Source organism: Afipia sp. GW821-FHT14H12 (assembly GCF_058803465.1).
Map to the genome: position 1 here is coordinate 1585597 of NZ_JBXAOZ010000001.1, position 21771 is coordinate 1607367.

A 21771-nucleotide genomic window follows, 5' to 3' on the forward strand; every position below is an offset into this window, starting at 1 on the left:
GGAGGGCAAAGACATGTTTACACCTGTTCCTAACCCGACCACCAATCCGGCTCCCGCGAAGTTCGGTGACCAGGATCTGATCCGCCGTTCGGCTTCCACCGTCACTCCGCCTGCCAAGCGGCAGACGGAGGTGGCGAAGCTGATCGACGTATCGAAGTGCATCGGCTGCAAGGCCTGCCAGGTGGCGTGCCTCGAGTGGAATAACCTCACCGAGGAAGTCGGTATCAACACGGGTGTCTATGACAACCCGCACGATCTGACGGAAAACACCTGGACGTTGATGCGCTACACCGAGTACGAGAATGCCGAAACCGGCAATCTCGAGTGGCTGATCCGCAAGGACGGCTGCATGCATTGCGAGGATCCGGGCTGCCTCAAGGCTTGCCCGGCGCCTGGCGCCATCGTGCAGTACTCCAACGGCATCGTGGATTTCGTCCACGACAAGTGCATCGGTTGCGGCTACTGCATCAAGGGATGTCCGTTCAACATCCCACGTCTGTCGAAGGCGGACTCCAAGGTCTACAAGTGCACACTCTGTGTCGACCGCGTCGCGGTTGGGCAGGGACCCGCGTGCCAGAAGGCCTGCCCGACACAGGCGATCGTGTTCGGCACCAAGGACGAGATGAAGCAGTGGGCCGACCACCGCATCAAGGATCTCAAGTCGCGCGGCTTTACCAATGCCGGCCTCTACGATCCTCCGGGCGTGGGTGGCACGCACGTCATGTACGTGTTGCAGCATCTCGATAAGCCGCAGATCTATGCCAACCTGCCGAACAACCCATCGATCAGTCCGATCGTTGAAGTCTGGAAGGGCGTGACCAAATACGCCGGTCTCGCCGCCATCGGTGCCTTTGCCGCCATCGGCTTCCTGCATCATGCCATCGCCGGCCCCAACAGGGTGTCGGAGGAGGATGAGAAGAACGCCGAGCGATTGACGGAGGGACGGTCATGAGCGAGTTGGAAGTCGATACGGGCGACAGCGTTCATCCCGGTAAACCGGTCATCGTCGACCGCTACACCGTCGGTGCGCGCATCAACCACTGGATCACGGCGGTCAGCCTCGTGCTGCTCGCCTTGTCCGGCCTCGCGTTGTACAGCCCGAGTCTGTATTTCCTGACAGGCCTGTTCGGTGGTGGGCAGTTGACGCGGGCGATCCACCCGTGGATCGGCGTGGTGCTGTTCTTCAGCTTCATGGGGTTGTTCTTCCGTTTCTTCCGGCTCAATCTCTGGAAGAAAAACGACAGCGTCTGGCTGGGCCGGTTGCGTGATGTGCTGGCTGGCGACGAGAACAAGTTGCCCGAAGTCGGCAAGTACAATGCCGGACAGAAGGTGGTGTTCTGGTCGATGTCGCTCCTGATCCTCGTTCTGATCGTCTCCGGACTTATCAGTTGGGACGAGTATTTCGCGAGCTATTTCACGATCGAACAGCGGCGGATTGCTGTGCTGGTGCATTCGGGGGCTGCGATTGTGGCGATCTGTGTCTGGATCGTTCACGTTTATGCGGGCATTTGGGTGCGCGGCACGATCGGAGCGATGACGCGTGGTCAGGTGACGGGTGGCTGGGCCTGGCGGCACCATCGCAAGTGGCTGAAAGATCTGGTCACGACAACAAAGCACTGAGAGTGCAAACGACGCCGGCATGATGAGCATGCCGGCGTCGTTAAGGAGGTTGTGTTGAAGTGCTCAGCCAGGCGGGGTATATATCTCGCGCCACGTTTTGGTGAAACCACGTGACCCGTGAGGTTCGTGAGGATAAATGATGTCCAGCGTCGATTCGACTGCGCCTGATCCATCTGTTGTCAGCAATATTCCGACGCCGCCGTTTGTGCGGCTCCCCGACCCAAACCAGTTGTTTTCGGTCCGCGCGGCGCGTTTTAGCTCACTCGCCGAAGGCCATGAACTTGCGCCCTATTTGAGGTTCCTGTCCGGTTTGTGCCGGGTGCAGGCGGCCATTCAGGAGGGACTGCCGGAGCCGGACGCCATTGCATTGGAAACACTGGAGCGCGCGCGCCAGCACACCATGCCGCCGCTCGATCGGGGACATTTCACGGCCGACGCCGCCTTTACTGCGACGCTGGACCGGCTGCTTGTTGCGGCGGCCGACCTCGATATGCCGGCACAGGCACGTATCGCGCTTGAGAAGGTTACGAAAGCGGATGCCGACGGGCGCACGCGCATGGTCGAGAATGTGCTGGCAGAAGCCATTCCGGTCGAAGCACTCGCCGAACACATCTTTCTCGCTGCGGCCCTCCAGGTGCATTTTGCTCGTCTCGCCGCGCGGCTCGATCCCAAGAGCCTGCAATCGGTCGGCGACGGTGCATGCCCGTCCTGCGGCGGTGCTCCGACAGCGACGGTGCTGATCAATTCGCCGCATACGCCGGGTGCGCGTTATTGTTCTTGCTCGCTCTGCGGAACGCTTTGGAACTACGTTCGCTCCAAATGCACGCTCTGCGGTTCGACCCGCAAAATTTTGTTTCAGGAAATCGAAGGGGCCGGCAACATCAAGGCTGAAACCTGCGATGACTGTCACGGTTATATGAAAGTGCTTAATCACCAGAAGGATGATCGCCTCGATCCGGTCGCCGACGATGTCGCGACGCTTGGGCTTGATCTTCTGGTGCGCGAGCTCGGCTTCCGCCGCGGTGGCGTCAATCCGTTTCTGATCGGCTACTAAGGAGGCCGATATGGATACAGGAATTTCCACCCCCAGCCGAATTCCGTCCGTCGATGAAATTCTGAAAACGCCGTCGGCGCAGCAGGCTGTTGCCCGCTTTGGGCGAACGCGCGCCGTGGAAGCGATACGTCAGGCGACCGCTGCCGTGCGGCGCGGAATTGGCGCGGGCGAGGCGCCTGCGGCCAGTGCCGAAGCCATCGCCGCCGATGCTGTTTTATGGCTTGAGACGGATGCGCGCCCGAATGCACGGCCGGTGTTCAACCTCACCGGTACCGTGCTGCATACCAATCTCGGCCGCGCCATTCTTGCGGAAGCGGCGATTGACGCGGCGACGGTCGCGATGCGCGAAGCTCTGGCGTTGGAATTCGATCTTGCACAGGGCAAGCGCGGCGAGCGCGACAGCCTGGTTCGTGGCCTGTTGTGCGAATTGACCGGCGCCGAAGATGCAACGGTTGTGAACAACAATGCCGCCGCCGTTCTGCTTGCGCTCAATACACTGGCCAAGGGTAAAGAGGCGATCGTTTCGCGCGGTGAGTTGATCGAGATCGGCGGCGCCTTCCGCATGCCGGAGATCATGGCGCGCGCTGGCGCCAAGCTGCTTGAAGTCGGCACCACCAATCGCACGCATGAAAAGGATTATGCGGCGGCGATCAGTCCGAAGACCGGGCTGATCCTCAAGGTGCACACGTCAAACTACCGCATCGAGGGCTTCACCAAATCGGTATCCGGCAAGGCCATCTCGGCATTGGCGCACGCGAGTCACGTACCGCTCCTGAACGATCTTGGGTCCGGCACACTGGTCGATCTGGCGCGCTATGGACTGACGCACGAGCAGACCGTAGCGGAGGCTGTGGCTGAGGGCGCGGACCTCGTGACATTTTCTGGCGATAAGCTGCTTGGCGGCCCGCAGGCCGGGTTCATCGTCGGTAAGCGGGAATTGATTGCGCGGCTGAACCGCAATCCAATGAAGCGTGCGCTGCGTATCGACAAGATTCGTCTTGCGGCGATCGAGGCGACGTTGCGGCTCTATCGCGACCCGGATCGTCTGGCCGAACGGTTGCCGACATTGCGCATGATGGCGCGCCCGCTTGCCGACATCGAAGCCGCGGCAGCGCGCCTCAGGCCTGCCGTCGCAGCCGCCGCCGGTTCGCACTTCACCGCTGTCGTGATTGCCTGCGCAAGCCAAATCGGCTCGGGATCATTGCCGTCCGAGGTAATTCCAAGCGCGGGAATTGCGCTAAGCGCGACAGCAACACGTGGAAAAGGTCGCGCGCTGACGGCGCTGGCGGCTGCGCTCCGCACGCTGGACCAGCCGGTCATCGGCCGCGTCGAGAATGATGCTCTCGTGCTGGATCTCCGCTGCCTCGAAGATGAGGCAGCGTTCGTGCGTAATCTTGCGACGTTACATGTAGAGGAGCGGCGCTGATGGGCCTGCGCAAATTCTTTGAGGATTTGCGTCAACAGCGCGGGGCGGATGCGCCGGGCGAAGCTGCGGGCGAAGCGCTGGTCGCCGAACGGATGGCGCTGGCCTATGAAGCCGCTGAGGCAAATGATTACGAATCCGCACTGGCGATTTGGGGGCCGTTGGCGCATCAAGGTGTTGCGCGCGCCCAGAACAATATCGGCAAGTGTTTCAGCGACGGGCTTGGGGTCGATCGCGACAGCGCGCTCGCCTTGCGATGGCTGACGCTTGCGGCCGAAGGCGGCGATCCGGTCGGCCAACGCAACCTTGCGGAAATCTACTTTAAGGGTGAAGGCGTCCAGGCCAATGCGGTCCGGGCCGCCGAACTCTACCGGATGGCAGCGGAAGCAGGTGACGGGCCCGCGCAAGACATGCTGTCGTGGATGCTGGTCGAGGGCGAGATGATCCCCGGCGACATTTCGGATGCGAAGCGCTGGGCGGAAGCTGCAGCCGCGCAGGGCATCGTGCCCGCAATGACGCGGCTCGGCATGATGTATCACAACGCGCTTGGCGTCGAACGTGATGCTGCCGCAGCCGCGCGCTGGTGGGACAAGGCGGCGGCGCTCGGCGATGCCGATGCGCAGGCGATGCTCGGCGCGGCCTATCAACTCGGCGCGGGGGTGCCGCGTGACGGCGTCGCGGCGTTGATGTGGCTGCTGCGGGCGCAGGCCGGCGCGAGCCCGCTTGCGGAACCGTTCATTCATCCGACATTCGCGGCATTGTCGGTTGCGGAGATCGAACGCGCCAAAAAGCTTGCGAATCTCCCATTGCCGGAGCCTGCATAATGATTGTCGGCACCGCAGGACATATCGACCATGGCAAGACCTCGCTGGTGCGAGCGCTGACCGGCGTCGATACCGATCGCCTGAAGGAGGAGAAGGCGCGCGGCATCTCTGTCGACCTCGGCTTTGCCTATCTGGCGATGCCGGAGGGCGGCATTCTCGGTTTCGTCGACGTGCCGGGGCATGAGCGTTTTGTTCACAACATGCTCGCAGGCGCGACCGGAATCGATTTCGTTCTCCTGGTGATCGCTGCCGACGACGGCGTCATGCCGCAGACCATCGAGCATCTTGCGATCGTCAATCTACTCGGCATCCACGCTGGTGCCGTCGCGATTACGAAGTCGGATATGCTGGACGCCGAGCGCCTCGCGGAGGCTCGGGTTGAGATTTCGAATTTGCTGGCGCCAACGGCGCTGCACGATGCGCCGATGTTTGCGGTATCCAGCGCGACGGGGGCAGGTGTCGCGGAATTGCGCGCGCACCTTTTCGCGGCGGCGACAGCGTGGTCCGGCCGCTCGGCGCAGGGACGTTTCCGTCTCGCAGTTGACCGTTCATTCACATTGTCTGGCACGGGCACCGTGGTGACGGGGACCGTGCTCTCTGGCAGCGTTACGGTAGGAGATCAGGTCGTCATCAGCCCGTCGGGGCGAATGGCGCGTGTGCGTGCCATTCATGTGCAAAATCGTACTGCGGAGCATGGGCAGGCGGGGGATCGCTGTGCGCTCAATCTTGCGGGCGATCAGATCAGTAAGGATGCGATCAGTCGCGGCGACGTCGTGCTCGATCCCGTATTGCATGCGCCGGCCAATCGGATCGATGCGAAATTGCAGGTGCTTTCCTCGGAAACGCGGTCTGTCACCCAATGGATGCCGGTACGGCTGCATCACGCAGCGTCCGAGATTGGTGCGCGGGTGGTGCTGCTGGGCGACGATCCGGTGCCGCCGGGCGGTGAAGCTTTTGTCCAACTCGTGATGGATCAGCCGATTGCTGCTGTGGCGGGAGACCGGTTCGTGCTTCGCGACACCACGGCACAACGCACCATCGGCGGTGGCGTTCTCGTGGATTTACGCGCCCCCGCGCGCAAGCGGCGGACACCGGAGCGGATCGCCCAGCTCGAAGCGGGAGCGATTGCCGACGCCGATAAAAGTCTGTGGGCGATGCTCGCGGTCACCGGCTATATCGATTTCACCGCTTTCGTGCGCGACCATGCGCTGTCGGCAAGCGAGCGCGAGGCGATGATCCAGCGCCTCAGCCTGCTGCGGCTGCCAACTCCGAAAGCAGAGTATGTGATCGCGCCGGCGGCATGGCTTCGCCTGAAGAATGCGATCAACGCGACGCTCACGGCTTTTCACGCGGACCATCCCAACCTCCCCGGCATGGGGCTTGAACGGTTGCGGCTGCAACTCGAGCCACGGCTCGCGACGCCAGTCTTCGTCGCATTATTGCAGGGACTCGCGCGCAACAAGGAGGTGGCACTCGATGGCGCATGGGTTCGCCTGCCGGGTCATGAGGTGCGATTGTCGTCGGCCGATGAGGCGGTGTGGGCCAAGGTCGCCCCTTATATTGGCGGCGAAGCGCGCTTCCGGCCGCCGCGTGTGCGGGATATCGCGGGTTTTACGGGCATCTCCGAGCCCGAGGTGAGGCGGGTTTTCAAGTTGATTGGCCGCATGGGCAAGGTCGACGAGGTCGCTCACGATCATTTCTTCCTGCGCGGGACTGTCGCCGAGATTGTCCAGATCATGACGTCCGTGGCCGCCGTAGCGCCAGATGGCTATTTCACCGCGGCACAGCTACGCGATCGCCTCGACAATGGCCGCAAGGTTGCAATACAGATTCTCGAATTCTTCGACCGGCACGGAGTCACCATTCGTCATGGCGATTTACGCCGCGTCAATAAGTACCGGCTTGACCTTTTCGGCAGATCGTCTGATGAATTGCCAGCGTCAGCAAAGGTTGCGAAGATAGACCTTAACGGAAGAGCATCGTTCCCGGTGGGGCGTCCGGACTTCAAATCCGGGAAGGGCCGCGAGACGGTTCTTGGTGGGTTCGACTCCCATTCTCTTCCGCCAAATCCTCTCTCACCGAAATTGGGTGTGCGATGACGACGCAGCAGCTTTCCGCATTTCTCGATGATTTCGAGCGCTCCGCGCACGAGGCGAGCGTGAACGAGGAAAATTATCGCCGCGAAATTGCTGTTCGCCTCAAGGAGCTTGCAAACGAACGCGCTTTCGGTTTTCGCAGGCTAAATCTCATGCGGACGGTCGTCGCGGCGATTCAGGATTGCGAGACCGAGGATGATGCTGTCGTCAGAGGCTCGGCGGCCTTCCTGCGGGAGGTCGGCTGGTCGGCGGAAAACGAATCCCAACAGGAATCGCTGGAGAAATTCCAGCCGGTCATTCGTGCCTGCTGGCAAATGAAACAGGCCGGGACCGGAGATGAAGCGAGCGACGATGCGAAGCCGGAAGAGAAGCCGGCCGACATCGGAAAGCAGTTGAGCGAGTTCGAGAATTGGTTCGGCAAGGCACGCAATGGCCCCTTCCTCAGCGTGCTTGAGCGAGAAATCGTGGAGCTGCCGCTTGTCGAAATCTGCTAGGGGGCACCGGGAGAAGCTCGACGATGCCTTGTTCGACGACTGGATCGTCAAGGAATATCGGCGCAGGAATGGCTTCACCGCACTGATCCTGCTGGTTTCGACGGCAAATCTCAGCGTGTTGCCGTTGCGCTCGACATTTACGCATATGATCGGGGATGAACTTGACTGGCATCAGTTCAGCATGCTGATGCGAGGCGCTGGTGTCGCGTGGGACGGCGTTCTGATCATGCCGGTCAGTGACGAAGATGGAGGCCCAATCGAGGATCGCCGCGCGGCAGAGGAGCTGCGCGCGCTGGAGGATCGCGTCAATGAGGACCGCATGGTGGTCAATGAAGGGCACTTCTTCGATAATTGGGGCCGCCGCATGAAGGTCGAGCCTGCGACGGCGAATTGACGGATGGATCGATCCGTCATTGCCGGGCTTGACCCGGCAATCCATTTGTTTTTGCAAGACGACTGCGTGGATCGGCCCGGAGATGCCGCGATTTACGCTATGACGCGCACCTCGGCGGGGCCCGCTTCGGTGTGGCCGACGATCCGCGCGGCATCATATCCCGCACGCTGAATCGTTGTGAGGATTTCTTGCGCCCGATCGGCGGCGCAAGAGATCAGCAGTCCACCCGACGTCTGCGGATCGACCAGCAGGTTGCGCTGCCAGTCGGGCAGACCTTCGGGCAAGCGGATTGCATCGCCATAGCTTGCCCAATTTCGCGTGGATGCGCCGGTGACGTAACCCTGCTGCGCAAGATGTGCGGCTTGCGTGAACAGCGGCACGTCGCCGGCCTTCAGCGTGACGGTGAGTTTCGAGCCGCGTGCAAGCTCCAGCGCGTGGCCGAGCAGGCCGAAACCTGTGACGTCGGTGATGGCATGAACGGTCTTGTCGTCGGCAAGCTCGCCGCCAATGCGATTAAGCTGTGTGGTTGAAGCAACCATTTCGGCATAACCCTGACCGGAGAGTTCGGCCTTCTTAATAGCGGCGGAATAAATGCCGACACCAATGGCCTTGGTCAGGATCAGCGCATCACCAGGTTTGGCGTCGGCGTTGCGGCGTACCTGATCGGGGCGGCAGAGACCGATGACGGCAAGACCGTAAATCGGCTCCGGCGCGTCGATCGAGTGGCCGCCCGCGACGGGAATTCCAGCTGTCGCACAGACGGCGTTGCCGCCCGCGATGATCTTGCGTACGTCATCGACCGTGATCTTGTTGAGTGGCATGCCGAGGATCGCGAGCGCCATGATCGGCTTCGCGCCCATGGCGTAAATGTCGGAGATCGCGTTGGTCGCGGCAATCCGGCCAAAGTCAAAGGGATCATCCACGACCGGCATGAAGAAATCCGTGGTGGCAACCACACAGGTGGAGTCGTCGACTTTCCATACCGCGGCGTCGTCGCCGGTTTCGACACCGACCAGCAGTTGACGGAACGGTGCAGCGGCGGGCTGGTTAGCGAGCAATTCCTGCAGCATGGCGGGTGCGAGCTTGCAGCCGCATCCGCCACCATGAGCAAGACTCGTCAGACGCACGATGGGGGCATTCATTGTCATAGGTCTCCTGGGATTGCGCCGCACAGCGGCAGCCTCACCTGCATTCCGCGCACTACGCGGAGCGGAGAGTGACAAAACGTCTGAAGATCATATGCCCGGTCGACCGCCGGATGCAAATGCGCTCGGAGCGGCACTTTCGGCACGGTAATGCCAATTTCCAGACCACATGTTCGCAGCGGCGCGGACGACGACGTGTGCAGTGCGTGTGTGAAGTTGCACAATATGGAAAAGCGCGTGAGGTTCGCCGCGAACGTGAGGTTCGTCGCGAAGGAGCTGAATGCTGGAAAATTGTCACGAGAGGGTGGTAGCGAGAGAGGGAGTCGCTACTAATTCGGCTGTAACTCCTTGAAAAACATTAACTTGGCTCGCCCAGGTTTGTTTTTTGCAATGTCTCACACCTACATAAAATCCAGTGATGGCACAAGGCGCGTCGATTAAAGTGCATGCCTGCGACCGTCGCGGAAACACGATTGTCCGCCAAACCCCAACCGCCTTTGCCGTAGATCAAGACGTTGTTGACGGCATAGCCAATACGACCGGTAAGCGATCCGAATGCCCGAATTTTAGTTTCTACGCTTGTCCCGGCGCCATCATCAGCGCCGAACTTAATGCTTGCGCCTGCGGCATCGGCCTCGAGACCCCACACCCAGCTTGGTGCGAGTTGCCAATTATAACCAATCTGGCCGCCGCCAAAGCCGCCCTTAAGATCGTTGGCATACCGCAGGGGTGATATAGGAAAAGCCGAGGGTCGCGCACTCAATTTCAAAACGCCAAGTATGTTGCGCCAATAAATTTGGATTCTCCTTAGTGCGGATGATGCTGGAGAAATCCTCTACCGAGTGGCCGTATATCGTGGTCGGATTTAATCAAGTCCATGCGCGTCCAAGAAATTTGTTTCGAAAAAATGCATGCGACATTCTGTCCATTTTTTCTTGCGCAGGGCGAAAATTGGCGTAGCGTGTCTCAATAGTTGATCCACTGACGAAGGTCTCTGATCTCTCAAATTGGTGATTCAAAAATACGCCCGCGTCTGGGGCGAACGATGACGCGTGTCCAAATTTATGCTGGGGCTGGCATAACGATGGAAGACCCTCAATCGAGCGATAGTGGGCTTTATTGCCTAGCATTGCTGTTGCGTCTGAATCAGATCGCGGTTGATGCCGATCAGTTGAAGCATCAAAACGCGGGCAATGCGGTTGACGTGACCGTTATGCTTCAGGTTGTAAAACGCCTGAAATTGCGGGCTAAAGCGCTTTCCGTCTCGATTGGAAATCTTACAAAACTTCCTCTGCCAGGAATTGCAGAACTCAAAAATGGGACGTTTGCGTTAGTCGGGCGCGTTGGCGAGAAAGACATTCTCGTTCAAAGGCATGACGTTGGCCGACCTCAATCTGTCGCTCTTTCTGATTTCGCGAAGGAATGGACAGGGCGTGTCGTTCTTGTCACTCGTCGAGCGTCGCTTTCAGATCTTACAACACGTTTTGATCTGACGTGGTTTCTGCAGGCCATTCATAAGTATCGCCGAATACTGGCGGAAGTCCTTGCCGCGTCATTCTTTCTGCAGTTGTTCGCGCTCGTAACCCCGCTGTTCTTTCAGGTCATAACCGACAAGGTGCTAACGCATCGCGGATTTACGACGCTGGATGTGTTGGTCTTCGGTCTTATGACCGTGTCGATCTTCGAAACTGTTCTGGGAGCACTGAGAACCTACGTATTTTCACACACGACGAACCGCATTGACGTCGAATTGGGCGCTCGGTTGTTCCGGCACCTCGTGTCTCTTCCGATCTCCTACTTTGAATCTCGGCGGGCAGGTGACTCGGTCGCACGGGTCCGCGAGCTTGAGAACATCCGTAACTTCCTGACGAGTTCGGCGCTTACGCTGGTCGTCGATCTGGTGTTCACGGTCATCTTTCTGGCCGTCATGTTCTACTACTCGCCAAAGCTCTCCTGGATCGTGGTGGGCTCGTTTCCGTTTTATATTGTGATCTCGGCGGGGGTAACGCCAATCTTCAGGCGTCGGCTTGAGAAGAAATTCAGCCACGGTGCCGAAAACCAGGCTTTCCTTGTCGAGAGCGTGAGTGCGATCCAGACGCTCAAAGCCATGGCTATTGAGCCGCAAATGCAGCGGCGCTGGGAAGAGCAACTGGCGGCCTATGTCGGGTCAAGTTTTGATGTCATTGCGCTAGGGACCTGGTCAAGCCAGGCAGTTCAGTTCATCAGCAAGATTGTGACGGCACTGACGCTGTATCTAGGCGCTTACCTCGTGATTGATGGCAAGCTGACAGTCGGCGAGTTAATCGCATTTAATATGCTTGCGGGGAGGGTTGCTCAGCCGGTCCTACGCCTTGCTCAAATGTGGCAGGACTTTCACCAGGCGCGAATCTCGGTTGAGAGGCTTGGCGACATTCTCAATACGACTCCTGAACCGGCCTTTTCGGCGTCACGGGCGGCGCTTCCGAATATCAAGGGCGACATTACTTTCGAGCGCATCATGTTTCGGTACCGGATCGATGGGCCAGCTGCACTCAGCGATGTGTCCCTCAAGATTTCTGCAGGGCAGGTGATCGGAATTGTCGGGCCCTCAGGATCAGGGAAATCTACCCTGACGAAGCTTGTTCAACGGCTTTACGTCCCCGAAGCCGGTCGCGTCCTGATCGACGGTATTGATTTAGCGATGGCCGATGTCGCTTGGCTCAGGCGTCAAGTCGGTGCTGTCTTGCAAGAAAATGTTCTGTTCAATCGGACAATCCGTGACAACATTGCGCTCGCTGATCCTGGTATGCCGATGGAGCGAGTGATTGCCGCCGCCGAGTTGGCTGGGGCGCATGAATTTATCCTCGAATTGCCCGAGGGCTACGACACGATCGTTGGAGAGCGCGGCGCCAGCTTGTCAGGCGGCCAGCGGCAACGCATCGCTATTGCCTGGGCATTGGTCACCAATCCTCGCATTCTGATCTTTGACGAGGCCACCAGCGCCCTCGATTACGAAAGCGAGTACATCATTCAGCGCAACATGCGGAAAATCGCTGCAGGTCGCACGGTTCTGATCATCGCTCATCGTCTATCGGCGGTCAGGCATGCCAATCGAATCATTACCATCGAAAAAGGGCGCATTATCGAGGATGGCAGTCACGATGAACTGATCACACGTGCGGGGCGGTACGCAACTCTTCACCAGATGCAGGCAGGCTTTCATGTCGTCGCCTGAGGTCATTTCCTTGCGCGAATATGCGGGCCGGATTCGTTCGCGCGAGCCAAAGGAAACGGCTCGCCAATTTCTACCTGCAGCCCTGGAGATTCTTGAGACACCGCCATCACCGGTCGGACGAGCTATTGGAGCCACCATTATCTTGGCTTTCGCGGTTGCGGTGGTGTGGGCAACGGTTGGTCATGTCGACATCATCGCAACTGCGACGGGAAAGATCGTTCCGACCGGCCGGACTAAGACTATCCAACCGCTTGAAGCCGGTACAGTTTCCAGAATTCTGGTGCGCGATGGTGATCATGTCGAAGCGGGCCAAGTCCTGATTGAGCTGGATCGGACTGTTGCTGAGGCGGAACGGCAGCATGTGGCAGGCGACCTGGTTGCATCTCAGCTTGATGTCTCGCGGCTGATTGCCCTCAAGGCTGCCGTTGGCAGAAACATCAGTGCAAATGAATTCAGGGTGCCGGCAGGTGCAAGTTCGTTCGAGGTCGCAAGATCACGTGATTGGATGTTGACCCAGAGTGCCGAAGAGCAGGCCAAAGTTGCCTCACTCGATCGGCAGATCGAACAAAAGAAAGCTGAATATAGCCAGGTGCAGGAGGCCATTGCCAAGATCGAGCAATCGCTGCCTTATCTTGACGAGGGCGCTACCATCCGTCGCAAGGCAATGGAAATCCAGTTCGGCAATAGGGTCGCCTATCTCGATGCGCAGACCAAGCTCATCGACATGCAGCACGAAAAAGTCGTGCAGCAGCGCAAGCTGGTCGAGTTGACGGCTGCTCAACAGGCGTTGGAACAGCAGCGCGAGCAGACTGAAGCGGGCTATGCGCAGAAAATATCAAGCGATCTGGCCGATGCCGAAAAGAAGGTCGATGGGTTTACGCAGGACCTTATTAAGGCGCAGCGCAGAGAATCCCAGCAGACATTGCTAGCGCCCATTGCTGGAACAGTGCAGCAACTTGCAATTCACACCGTCGGTGGCGTCGTTACGCCAGCACAGCAGTTGATGAATGTCGTTCCTGACGGAAGTTTGCTTGAGATCGAAGCAATGGTCCCAAACTCTGACATTGGGTTTGTCCAAGAGGGCCAAGATGTCGAGATCAAGATCGATACGTTCAATTTTACACGCTACTGCCTTCTGCATGGCAAAGTGATAAGTGTGTCGCACGATGCCATTGTCAAAGAGCGCCCGGCTGCTAGCCGCGACGACCAAAAATCTCAGGGCTCTCTGTCTGAATCGAGCGAGCCGAAAGGACAAGACCTCGTTTACTCAGCGCGCATTGCGCTCGATCAAACTCAAATGCAGATCGACAATCGCCTTGTAAATCTTGCGCCGGGGATGGCTGTCACAGTTGAGGTTAAGACGGGATCGCGACGTCTTATCGAATACGTAATGTCACCCATCCTGCGCTACAGGCAAGAAAGTATGAGAGAGAGATGAGTGCCTTCGAAAACAATTCAAGGATTCCTTGCAATGAATAACGCGGCGGAAAGCGATATCGGAGTCGATCAAAAGAAGATCCTAGGATCGCTAGATTCTAAAAAGGTCGGCGCCGCATTATCTAAGCTAGTCGCATCAAGCATCTGTGACGTGGTTGTTATCTTATCGCGATCACCAGCGCATAAGCACTATTCGCTCGCCGACATCGAATGGATGGTATTGCCACCCATATTCAATGGACAGTTTTACCTCGTAGAGGCCGCACACAAAGAGAGTGGCTTTCGTGCGCCGATCGCCGCAGTAACATGGGCGTTCGTGTCTGAGGAGGTAGATAAGCGCTTGGCCAGCCAAGGCACTGGTTCGCGCTCACGTTTGCGACCGGATGAATGGAAGTGTGGCGAAATAGCTTGGCTTATCGATGCAGTTGGGAGTGCCGATGGTGTTAAGGCGGCGTTGCAATGGCTTAAAGATATGCCGTTCAAAGATCGAAGCCTGAAATTGATCACAAAGGGCCCTGACGGTGTGCGGATCGAGACGCTGGATCAAGTCCTCTCGCCAGCCCGGCGTGGAGATGGTGCATGAACTCAACCGCGGAAGAGATGGTTGCGGTGGCGGCAAGAGTTGATCGACGAGTAGCCACTACGCCCTGTGTGAGGTGGAGAAAGAGTCTAATGGTTTTGACGCCGGTCGGGTTAGTTGCAGATCACATCCGGAGTGCCGATTCATGAAAACATTATTCGGCGTATTTGGAATAATTGCAGGTTTGATAGTCACCGTAGTGGGAGTCCTTTGGCTTAATTTTTATGACATCCATGTCCGCTACCGGCTGACTTTAGAAGTTCAGGATGGTGATCAAATCAAAACCGGATCGAGTGTGATCGAAGCGTTGTACAATGTGGAACCCTCTTGGTCTCCGAGCGGACCTGGCAATTACACTCCAGTCATCGGATATGAGCCAACCGTCGATCTTGGTGAGAAGGGCCTACTGTTTCTGACGTTCTCGAATGCGGCCCGGACGCCGACACAAATTCGCGAAGGCAATAGCTATGTTTTCTGTGCAGAGAACGATGTGTATTGCCTTCCCTTCGAAGCATACAACAAGCGCGGTACTTATGTTGACACTGCCTATAGCAAGCGTAGCTCCCCGCTTCACGAATTGCTGCGGCAAAGCGGGGCACGAGATGTCCCCTTCATAGTTTTACCGGAGCTCGTCCGGTTCCAAGATGCAAATGACCCGCATACACGGCGACCCGTCTTGCCAAACAATCTTGCCGCAAGTTTCGGGCCGGGCGTCGAACTTAAACGTGTGATTCTTGAACTAACCCATGATCCGATAACGCCGATACCAGAGATATGGCCGCAGTGGCTTAAGCAGCAAGCAAAAAAAGGTGGGAGAGTTTGAAATGGCGACCGATGCAACCTATGCCACCGTCCTCGATGCCGTGTTTGCGATGGACGCCTACGAACACAATGCCGACGATGGATCTTGGTCAGATAGCCTGGGAAAATTCTTTCCCGATCTCCTTAATAATCAACTCGGAAATTATGTTCTTACAGCCGTAAGCACCAGTGCAGAAGCAAATACCAATAATTTCTTTGCAATCGCTTACACTGCTTCGGATGAGGCGATTATTTCTTATCGGGGAACGACGCATTTTTGGTCAGACTTGATAAACGGCTACGGTATCGGGGGTGGCTGACCATTTGGTCCCGATGCGATGGACGCCGTAAGTTTTTACCAAGAGGTCGCAGGTCTGTTAGGCGACTCGTTGCAGAGCCCCCAAGACATTACAGTCGTAGGCCATTCGCTCGGAGGTGGAATCGCTGGTTTTGTCGGCGCAATTTACGGTCTGCACGGCGATTTATTCGACAACATGCCCTTCAACGCTGCTGCTGCTAATGCGTACGCGTACAGTCTGCCGAGTGGCATGACCGATGATTTGGGCAACCAGCTTCCAGGGAATGCCTTTTTGGCTGCCGCGATTTACGGTTCGCAGACTCCGTTCTCGAATGACCTTTTAGGGCTGGAAGCTTACGAGGTATCGGGACAATTTCTTGAACCCTCAATCCTTCTACAAAACCCGGCTGTTCAGTCAGTAAATATAAATCCGGATATTCCTGATCCATTTAATCTTCACGATGCTGCGCTCCTGACAATGCTTCTCTACGCCGATGCGGAGGAAAGAACCGCATGGCAAAGCATAGGCGGATCTTTATATAATGCGCTCTTCAGCAATCGCCTTGCTGGCGAGATCAAGAATGTCGGCGGGAAATCACTCGATGCGTCCACAATGCGGACGATCATCGCATATTCTGCGCTCGATGACGGATACGAGCCCTTTGGCGACACTAGTATTCAGTCGCTCTTTGCAGACGCGGACACGTTAGGTTCGATTGTCAGCAATTCCGGTTTTTCGGGTGTGATGACGGGAAGCAGAGTCATCGATGGTTTAGCCGACATTTTGGTTCAGCATGCTGGAGACCTAGCGGCCTCAAGCAACACGTCCGCTTCTGCCGCTAACGGCATCTTTGTTGGAGCAGCCGGCTCTGTATCGATCGACCTTAACCCAGCCGGTTGGACAACTACGTTCGACCAGACAGATCATCAAGGTTCGGGATTAGCTGAAACGAAGATTCTCGGACTCGGTGAGTTGGTTGCCGCAGTCCTCGGTAACGTAAGCAATAGGATGAGTGCGTCTGACGCAACAGCGCTTTGGTCCGCCAGCGGCTATCCCGATCCAGCATATGCTACCCAAACGAATGGATCAACTACATCCGATTCTAGCTTAGCGGCTCTTCTTAATGAGGCCACCAAGCTCGTAATGGCAACGACACAGGGAAGCGCAATATCAGGTACGGGCTCCGTTAAGGCGAACGACGGCGGGGTAGGTGGTGCGGTCTTGATCGGCAACGACGGGCAGGGCACGATTACTGGCAGTGCAAATGGTAACGATCTGATTGTGGGCGGTGCGACCGTCACGACCGGTGATGGCAACGATATTATAATCACTAGCGCTGCAGCGGAGACAATTACCTTTGGAGCAGGTCACAATGAAGTTTTTGCTGGGGGGAATCGCATAGATGCCACCTTCAATTACACATCAAACACTGGGACCGATCTGATCATCGGCAATACCCAAGGTGGTGATAAATTTACCTTTAACGGTGCGGATCAGACGGCATTTACTGTCGTTTGGGGTGGAGCTGGAAACAACACATTCAACATCAACGCCCCGGGCGGTGCAAATGTAGTTGCGCTAACCATCGATGGCCTGACGGCAAGTAATATTTCTTCTCTCGATATGGCTGCGCTAAAGTCCGATGTGGAGGCTGACTATGCATACAGCCAAGAACCTACAATTGTCATTTTGAATCCAACTTCCTCCGATACGCTGACGTACAATGGGGCGGTCATCTCGTCTCCTGCAGTACGATCTTACAATGAGAACATTCTCCTTGATGCGCATTATCCTTCAAATGACGGGTTTGGTGTTTTTGTCCAAACTGACACGGCCTACCAACTTAGCGCGAACGGCTTAGACTACACCTATCTGGGGCGCCCTAGTGATTCTTACCGTGTTTTGGGCCTTGGACCTGAAGGCAGCAATACAACCGACTTCAATCTCATAAATTTCAGTAATGGCGAATTTGGTATCAAGCTGGATGCCGGCATTGGTGTTCCGGCTTTTCGCGACGCTGTCCTTACTGAGACCACATATGAAATGCATAGTGACTCGGTCATTTACACAACGGACGGTTTGATGCCAGGAGGGCTAGGTCCTGTCTACTTTACTAGGACGACGTACAATGGCGACGCATCCTACGACTTGATTGACCCGGATGAGTTGAGCGGGGCGGCTGCGTCTACGTTCTCCATTGACGATTACCTATTGCAGAATCTTGTCAATAACGACGGAGGAGGCGCGGGCGACGAAGGCGATGGTGGCGATGGAACTGAGGGGCCTGCTTTTACGATCTCGGCTACACAGTTTACATCCAATCAAGCAAATCTAGATTTCCGATATGGCGCCCTTGAGCTCGTTGATACCGCAGAAAACATCTCAACGATCATAGATGCGCTGGGAAATGATTCAAATGTTACCGCGATTGCGTTGACCGACGAGGGAACGCCGACCTTGCAACTCACCGCTTCGCAGGTGGCGGGTGATAGCGCTGCTTTAAATTTAATTACTAGCCCGACCTATGTCATCGATATCCAAGACACCGCGGAATCTGTCTCGGCGAATTTCGACGCGTTGAATGCGAACCACAACGTTGGCTCAATTACCTTGAGTAACGGCAGTGCGGCGAGCCTAACCCTGTCGGTTGGGCAGGCCGTTGCCGATACGGCTACTTTGGAGAAGATCACAAATATCGATTACACCATAGCAATTTCCGATACAGCGGCGGACGTATCGGCAGCCATTGATGCGCTTAAAGCTAACTCGAATGTGTCATTAATCACATTGGTCGACAGTGGAGCGCCCACGCTGAATCTTTCGGTAAGCCAAGCTCTCAACGATACTTCGATTTTGGAAAAAATTACGAATTCCGCATATGCAATTCAAATTACAGATACAGCAGAAAACGTTATTAGCGAGGCCGCGGCTCTTAGCGCCGTCACGCAGATAACGGGGATAACGATCGTCGATACCTCTTCAAATGTGGTCTCGAACGCCGCGGCGTTGTCGTCTAACAGTGAAGTCACTTCGATAACGGTAGAAGATACCGTAGCTAATATTACGGCGGATGCTGCGGCGCTCGCCAGTAATCCGGAAATCAAGTCCATTATTGTGGTTGATTCCGCGGCAAATATCTTGGCGAGTGCTGGCTCCTTACCGGCCGGCCGGATTGTAGTATCGGACACGGCTGCAAATGTTTCCGCGACACTGGACGCGCTTAACGCCGACACCGAGATTGATGCGATCAGTTTAACCGACAGCGGGGCGCCTAGGTTAGCGCTGACTGCCAACCAGGCATTGGGTGATAATACCGCGCTCGGTAAGATCATAAATTCTGGTTATGCGGTCGATATTTCCGATACTGCCGCTAATGTAGCATCTCACATTGACGCTCTGGCAGGCGATGCCTTTCTTGGCTCGATCGTACTAAGCGATACGGGAACGCCCACATTGAGCGTTTCGGCGGTACAGGCTGTTCATGGTGCGGCCGTCTTAGCTCGTATCAGCAATCCGAACGTGGCGATTCACGTCTCGGATACGGCTGCAGTGATATCTGTGAACATCGATGCGTTGAATGAGAATACTCAAATTTCTTCGATTGATTTGACGGATGGTGGGACGCCGACATTGACTCTAAACGTGGCGCAGGCCCTCGGTGACACGGTATCTCTCTCTAAAATCTCTAGCCCGGCCTATTCGATTTCTCTCTCTGATACAGCCGCCAATATCTCCCTTGCGATTGATGCGCTGGATACTGACAGCAAAATTAATTCTATCACATTGACAGATAATGGCTCGCCAACTCTCATGCTCTCGGTAGCGCAGATTGTTAATGATACGGCTGCGCTCGGCAAGATTGTTAATCTTGGCTATCAGATAAAGATATTTGACACCGCAAGTAATATTTTGTCCAACGATGAAATCCTTGCGGCTAATTCGCATGTCGCTTCTGCAGTAGTAGTCGATTCAGCTGTCGCCGTTCTGGCTCAAAAGACGGCCATCGCGGCCGATACAAAAATCAATTCGGTTTTTGTCTCGGATACCGCTGCAAATGTCGCTGCTAATATTGATGCTCTGAATGGTAATGACCAAATCGATGCCATCAGCTTGACCGATGGTGGTGTTCCGGAACTTACGTTATCTGTAGCACAAGCACTTGATGACGGGCACGTCATAGGCAACATCATCAATAGGAATTTCAGAATTGCGATTTCTGATACTGCCGCGAATGTCGCAGCCAATATCAGTGCCTTGAACGCTGATGGGCTGATCGGGTCGATCACCTTAACGGATGCCGGAACGCCGACTCTTGATTTAACGGTTCAGCAGGCTATTTCCGACACTCGGGCGCTGTCTGAGATCACAACACAGAATTATATCATTACGCTTTCAGGTAATGCGAAAGATGTCATCCATGACGTGGCTGCGTTGGCCGCCAACTACAATATAGAGAGCGTCGCCGTCAGGGATACAGCTGCCAATGTGTCGGCGAATTTCGATGCGCTGGGTGTTTCCGCGTTGCTAAGTTCAATTACGCTGACTGATGCTTACTCTACGAGTCTCGTCCTAACGGCCAGCCAGGCACTTGATGATACGGTTGTATTGAACAAAATCACAGGGGCATATTCGATCAGCGTCGTAGATAATGTTAGTAATGTTATCGCAAATGAAATTGAGTTGGATGCCGATTCGAATGTGGCCAGAATAGCCGTAACTGGGACGGTGGCTGATGTTTTAAATAATGCCGGAACGCTGGCTGCCGATAATAAGGTATTCTCCATTGCAGTCTCGGATACGATAGATAACATATTGGCCAATGAGGGCGATCTTGCCACCAACGGTAAGATTTATTCGATTGAAGTCGTGGATACTGCTGCGAGTATCGGGGAGAATGGCGCGTCGTTACTTTCAAATTCGAAGCTCAACTCGATACATGTTGTAGATACGCCGGTAAACATTGTCACCAATATCGATGCTTTGAGCCAGATAAGTGGCAGGGGGGTCGAAGTCATAATTGATGGCGCGCCGACGTTGACGCTATCGGTCGCTGAAGCGCTAGACACCGCAAATATTGTTGGAAGCTACACGATCGATGTTGTCGACACGGCGGCAAATGTCGCTGCTAATATTGATCAATTGAATGAGATATGGTCGAACGGCTCTATCAGACTGACAGACGTTGGTGTTCCCGAGCTCGTGCTGACGGCCAGCCAAGCAGTTTCGGATAATGCAGTATTCCAGGGAATTGGCACTGGCAGCTGCCTTATCGCGGTGGATGATACGGCAACGAACATCTCAGATAATTTCGATGCGCTTAATGCTGATGTTGCTGTCACGTCGATCACTCTAAATGATACCGGAACGCCTGCACTGGTCTTGACGGTAGCGCAAGAATTCAATGGCGCTGGTGTTTTCAGCAAGCTAACCAACGCTGGGTATGACGTCGTGATTTCGGATACGACGTCGAACGTTCTGGCCAATGCCACTGCACTGCAGGCCGATTCTAAGATCTTATCGATTGGAATCGTTGATAGTGCGGCGAATTACTTGAATAATCAGGGGGCTCTGACCACCAATCCTCAGATTGCGACGGCGACCATCGCGGACACGGCCGCGAATATTGTCGCCAATAGCATAGCGCTGAATGCGGATAGCCTTGTATCGGCGATTGATGTGTCTGATACAGCGGCCAATATTTCGGCCAACGTCGACGTCTTGAACGGCTTAACAGCACTCTCCTCAATCGAGGTAACAGACTACGCCAACCTTATATTGACCGCGGCTCAGGCGCTTAATGATACGAATGTGCTCAATCTGACGCAAAATTGGGGTGTGTCGGTTGATGTCTCTGACACTGCAGCCAATATTGAGTCCAATCTTTCGGCATTAGCAGCGGATGGGCAGATTAACTCCATTACAATTATCGACAGCGCGGCAAACGTCGTAAATTACCTATCGGCATTGGATGCAGCCTCTTTTGACGGTGTGATTATCGTTCGAGACACCTGGACAAATATTAAGGCAGTCCTGCCGGTGCTAAGCGCGAGTTCATTGACGATACAAGAGCTCGTCACTTCTCCAGAGGTGAGGATTACGAGCGCCGAAGAAAGCAGCAATGTCGCAACACAAGTGATTACAGGGACTGTTGCCTATTGGGGTTCTACAATCAGATCCGGTCAGACAGTTGTCTTGACAGACAATGGCGCTTCGCTCGGAACCGCGACGCTCCAGCTGGATGGTTCGTTCTCAACCTCGGTGACGCTGAACGAGGGATCGAACTCAATCGTTGCGACCGTAACCGACAGCTACGGTAATGTTGGGACCAGTGACGCAGTCGTTGACACGTTGGTAGGTGCAACGGATGGAATTGCCCCGACGGTTGCACTG

At 55.8% G+C, this 21771-nt stretch carries 15 protein-coding genes, 1 tRNA gene and 1 pseudogene; 15 read left to right on the top strand and 2 right to left on the bottom strand.

Translation table 11 applies throughout. From position 1 onward, the window contains the following. The first annotated feature begins 13 nt into the window (after positions 1–13). The 9 genes and pseudogenes from fdxH to AC1RNA_RS07855 all read left to right on the top strand — a co-directional run bounded on the left by fdxH (position 14) and on the right by AC1RNA_RS07855 (position 7905). Positions 14–952 (top strand): formate dehydrogenase subunit beta, encoded by a 939-nt coding sequence (gene fdxH, locus AC1RNA_RS07815; protein ID WP_009337178.1) that lies wholly within the window; start codon positions 14–16, stop codon positions 950–952. Continuing rightward, on the top strand, positions 949–1620 hold the full coding sequence (locus AC1RNA_RS07820; protein WP_009337177.1) for a formate dehydrogenase subunit gamma: 672 nt from the start codon (positions 949–951) through the stop codon (positions 1618–1620). The genes fdxH and AC1RNA_RS07820 overlap by 4 nt, the downstream gene beginning before the upstream one ends. A 139-nt stretch (positions 1621–1759) precedes the next feature. After that, a complete protein-coding gene (gene fdhE, locus AC1RNA_RS07825) occupies positions 1760–2674 on the top strand; it encodes a formate dehydrogenase accessory protein FdhE (protein WP_009337176.1) in 915 nt (304 codons plus the stop codon). Positions 2675–2684: 10 nt separating this feature from the next. Continuing rightward, the gene (gene selA / locus AC1RNA_RS07830; protein ID WP_492950702.1) at positions 2685–4100 is read left to right on the top strand and encodes an L-seryl-tRNA(Sec) selenium transferase; all 1416 of its coding nucleotides are present in this window, start codon (positions 2685–2687) and stop codon (positions 4098–4100) included. After that, entirely contained in the window at positions 4100–4921 is an 822-nt protein-coding gene (locus AC1RNA_RS07835; protein ID WP_492950703.1) for a tetratricopeptide repeat protein, read from the top strand. Before selA ends, AC1RNA_RS07835 begins: the two co-directional genes overlap by 1 nt. Further along, positions 4921–6795, top strand: a pseudogene (gene selB, locus AC1RNA_RS07840) (selenocysteine-specific translation elongation factor); the annotation flags it as partial. The gene AC1RNA_RS07835 and the pseudogene selB, both read left to right, overlap by 1 nt. Before the next feature lie 96 nt (positions 6796–6891). Continuing rightward, positions 6892–6987: transfer RNA gene (locus AC1RNA_RS07845), tRNA-Sec, on the top strand. Between the two features lie 29 nt (positions 6988–7016). Further along, positions 7017–7511 (top strand): hypothetical protein, encoded by a 495-nt coding sequence (locus AC1RNA_RS07850; RefSeq protein WP_048755678.1) that lies wholly within the window; start codon positions 7017–7019, stop codon positions 7509–7511. After that, positions 7495–7905 (top strand): hypothetical protein, encoded by a 411-nt coding sequence (locus AC1RNA_RS07855; RefSeq protein ID WP_009337171.1) that lies wholly within the window; start codon positions 7495–7497, stop codon positions 7903–7905. Before AC1RNA_RS07850 ends, AC1RNA_RS07855 begins: the two co-directional genes overlap by 17 nt. A gap of 92 nt (positions 7906–7997) precedes the next feature. On the opposite strand, the gene selD is transcribed toward AC1RNA_RS07855, so the two are convergent. Continuing rightward, complete coding sequence (selD, locus tag AC1RNA_RS07860) at positions 7998–9047, bottom strand: selenide, water dikinase SelD (protein ID WP_009337170.1); 1050 nt, start codon at positions 9045–9047, stop codon at positions 7998–8000. Positions 9048–9408: 361 nt separating this feature from the next. Further along, positions 9409–9813, bottom strand: coding sequence for an outer membrane protein (locus tag AC1RNA_RS07865; RefSeq protein ID WP_492950704.1), 405 nt, complete (start codon positions 9811–9813; stop codon positions 9409–9411). Between the two features lie 282 nt (positions 9814–10095). On the opposite strand from AC1RNA_RS07865, the gene AC1RNA_RS07870 reads away from it, so the two are divergent. From AC1RNA_RS07870 to AC1RNA_RS07895, 6 genes are all read left to right on the top strand, one after another. Then, a complete protein-coding gene (locus AC1RNA_RS07870; protein ID WP_492950705.1) occupies positions 10096–12264 on the top strand; it encodes a type I secretion system permease/ATPase in 2169 nt (722 codons plus the stop codon). Next, positions 12251–13702, top strand: coding sequence for an HlyD family type I secretion periplasmic adaptor subunit (locus AC1RNA_RS07875; protein WP_492950706.1), 1452 nt, complete (start codon positions 12251–12253; stop codon positions 13700–13702). Before AC1RNA_RS07870 ends, AC1RNA_RS07875 begins: the two co-directional genes overlap by 14 nt. Positions 13703–13735: 33 nt before the next feature. Beyond that, positions 13736–14284 (top strand): toxin-activating lysine-acyltransferase, encoded by a 549-nt coding sequence (locus AC1RNA_RS07880; protein ID WP_492950707.1) that lies wholly within the window; start codon positions 13736–13738, stop codon positions 14282–14284. 142 nt (positions 14285–14426) lie between these two features. Continuing rightward, positions 14427–15104 (top strand): hypothetical protein, encoded by a 678-nt coding sequence (locus tag AC1RNA_RS07885; protein ID WP_492950708.1) that lies wholly within the window; start codon positions 14427–14429, stop codon positions 15102–15104. A 1-nt stretch (position 15105) separates the two neighbouring features. After that, positions 15106–15402 (top strand): hypothetical protein, encoded by a 297-nt coding sequence (locus tag AC1RNA_RS07890; RefSeq protein WP_492950709.1) that lies wholly within the window; start codon positions 15106–15108, stop codon positions 15400–15402. 18 nt (positions 15403–15420) lie between these two features. Beyond that, positions 15421–21771, top strand: a 6351-nt coding sequence (locus tag AC1RNA_RS07895) for a hypothetical protein (RefSeq protein ID WP_492950710.1), incomplete at its 3' end; no start/stop codon positions are given.

Coding starts and splice junctions, on each gene's coding strand:
- fdhE (WP_009337176.1), top strand. CDS start 1,760: ATGTCCAGCGTCGATTCGACTGCGCCTGATCCATCTGTTGTCAGCAAT.
- selD (WP_009337170.1), bottom strand. CDS start 9,047: ATGAATGCCCCCATCGTGCGTCTGACGAGTCTTGCTCATGGTGGCGGA.
- AC1RNA_RS07820 (WP_009337177.1), top strand. CDS start 949: ATGAGCGAGTTGGAAGTCGATACGGGCGACAGCGTTCATCCCGGTAAA.
- AC1RNA_RS07850 (WP_048755678.1), top strand. CDS start 7,017: ATGACGACGCAGCAGCTTTCCGCATTTCTCGATGATTTCGAGCGCTCC.
- selA (WP_492950702.1), top strand. CDS start 2,685: ATGGATACAGGAATTTCCACCCCCAGCCGAATTCCGTCCGTCGATGAA.
- AC1RNA_RS07880 (WP_492950707.1), top strand. CDS start 13,736: ATGAATAACGCGGCGGAAAGCGATATCGGAGTCGATCAAAAGAAGATC.
- fdxH (WP_009337178.1), top strand. CDS start 14: ATGTTTACACCTGTTCCTAACCCGACCACCAATCCGGCTCCCGCGAAG.
- AC1RNA_RS07875 (WP_492950706.1), top strand. CDS start 12,251: ATGTCGTCGCCTGAGGTCATTTCCTTGCGCGAATATGCGGGCCGGATT.
- AC1RNA_RS07890 (WP_492950709.1), top strand. CDS start 15,106: ATGGCGACCGATGCAACCTATGCCACCGTCCTCGATGCCGTGTTTGCG.
- AC1RNA_RS07870 (WP_492950705.1), top strand. CDS start 10,096: ATGACGCGTGTCCAAATTTATGCTGGGGCTGGCATAACGATGGAAGAC.
- AC1RNA_RS07835 (WP_492950703.1), top strand. CDS start 4,100: ATGGGCCTGCGCAAATTCTTTGAGGATTTGCGTCAACAGCGCGGGGCG.
- AC1RNA_RS07885 (WP_492950708.1), top strand. CDS start 14,427: ATGAAAACATTATTCGGCGTATTTGGAATAATTGCAGGTTTGATAGTC.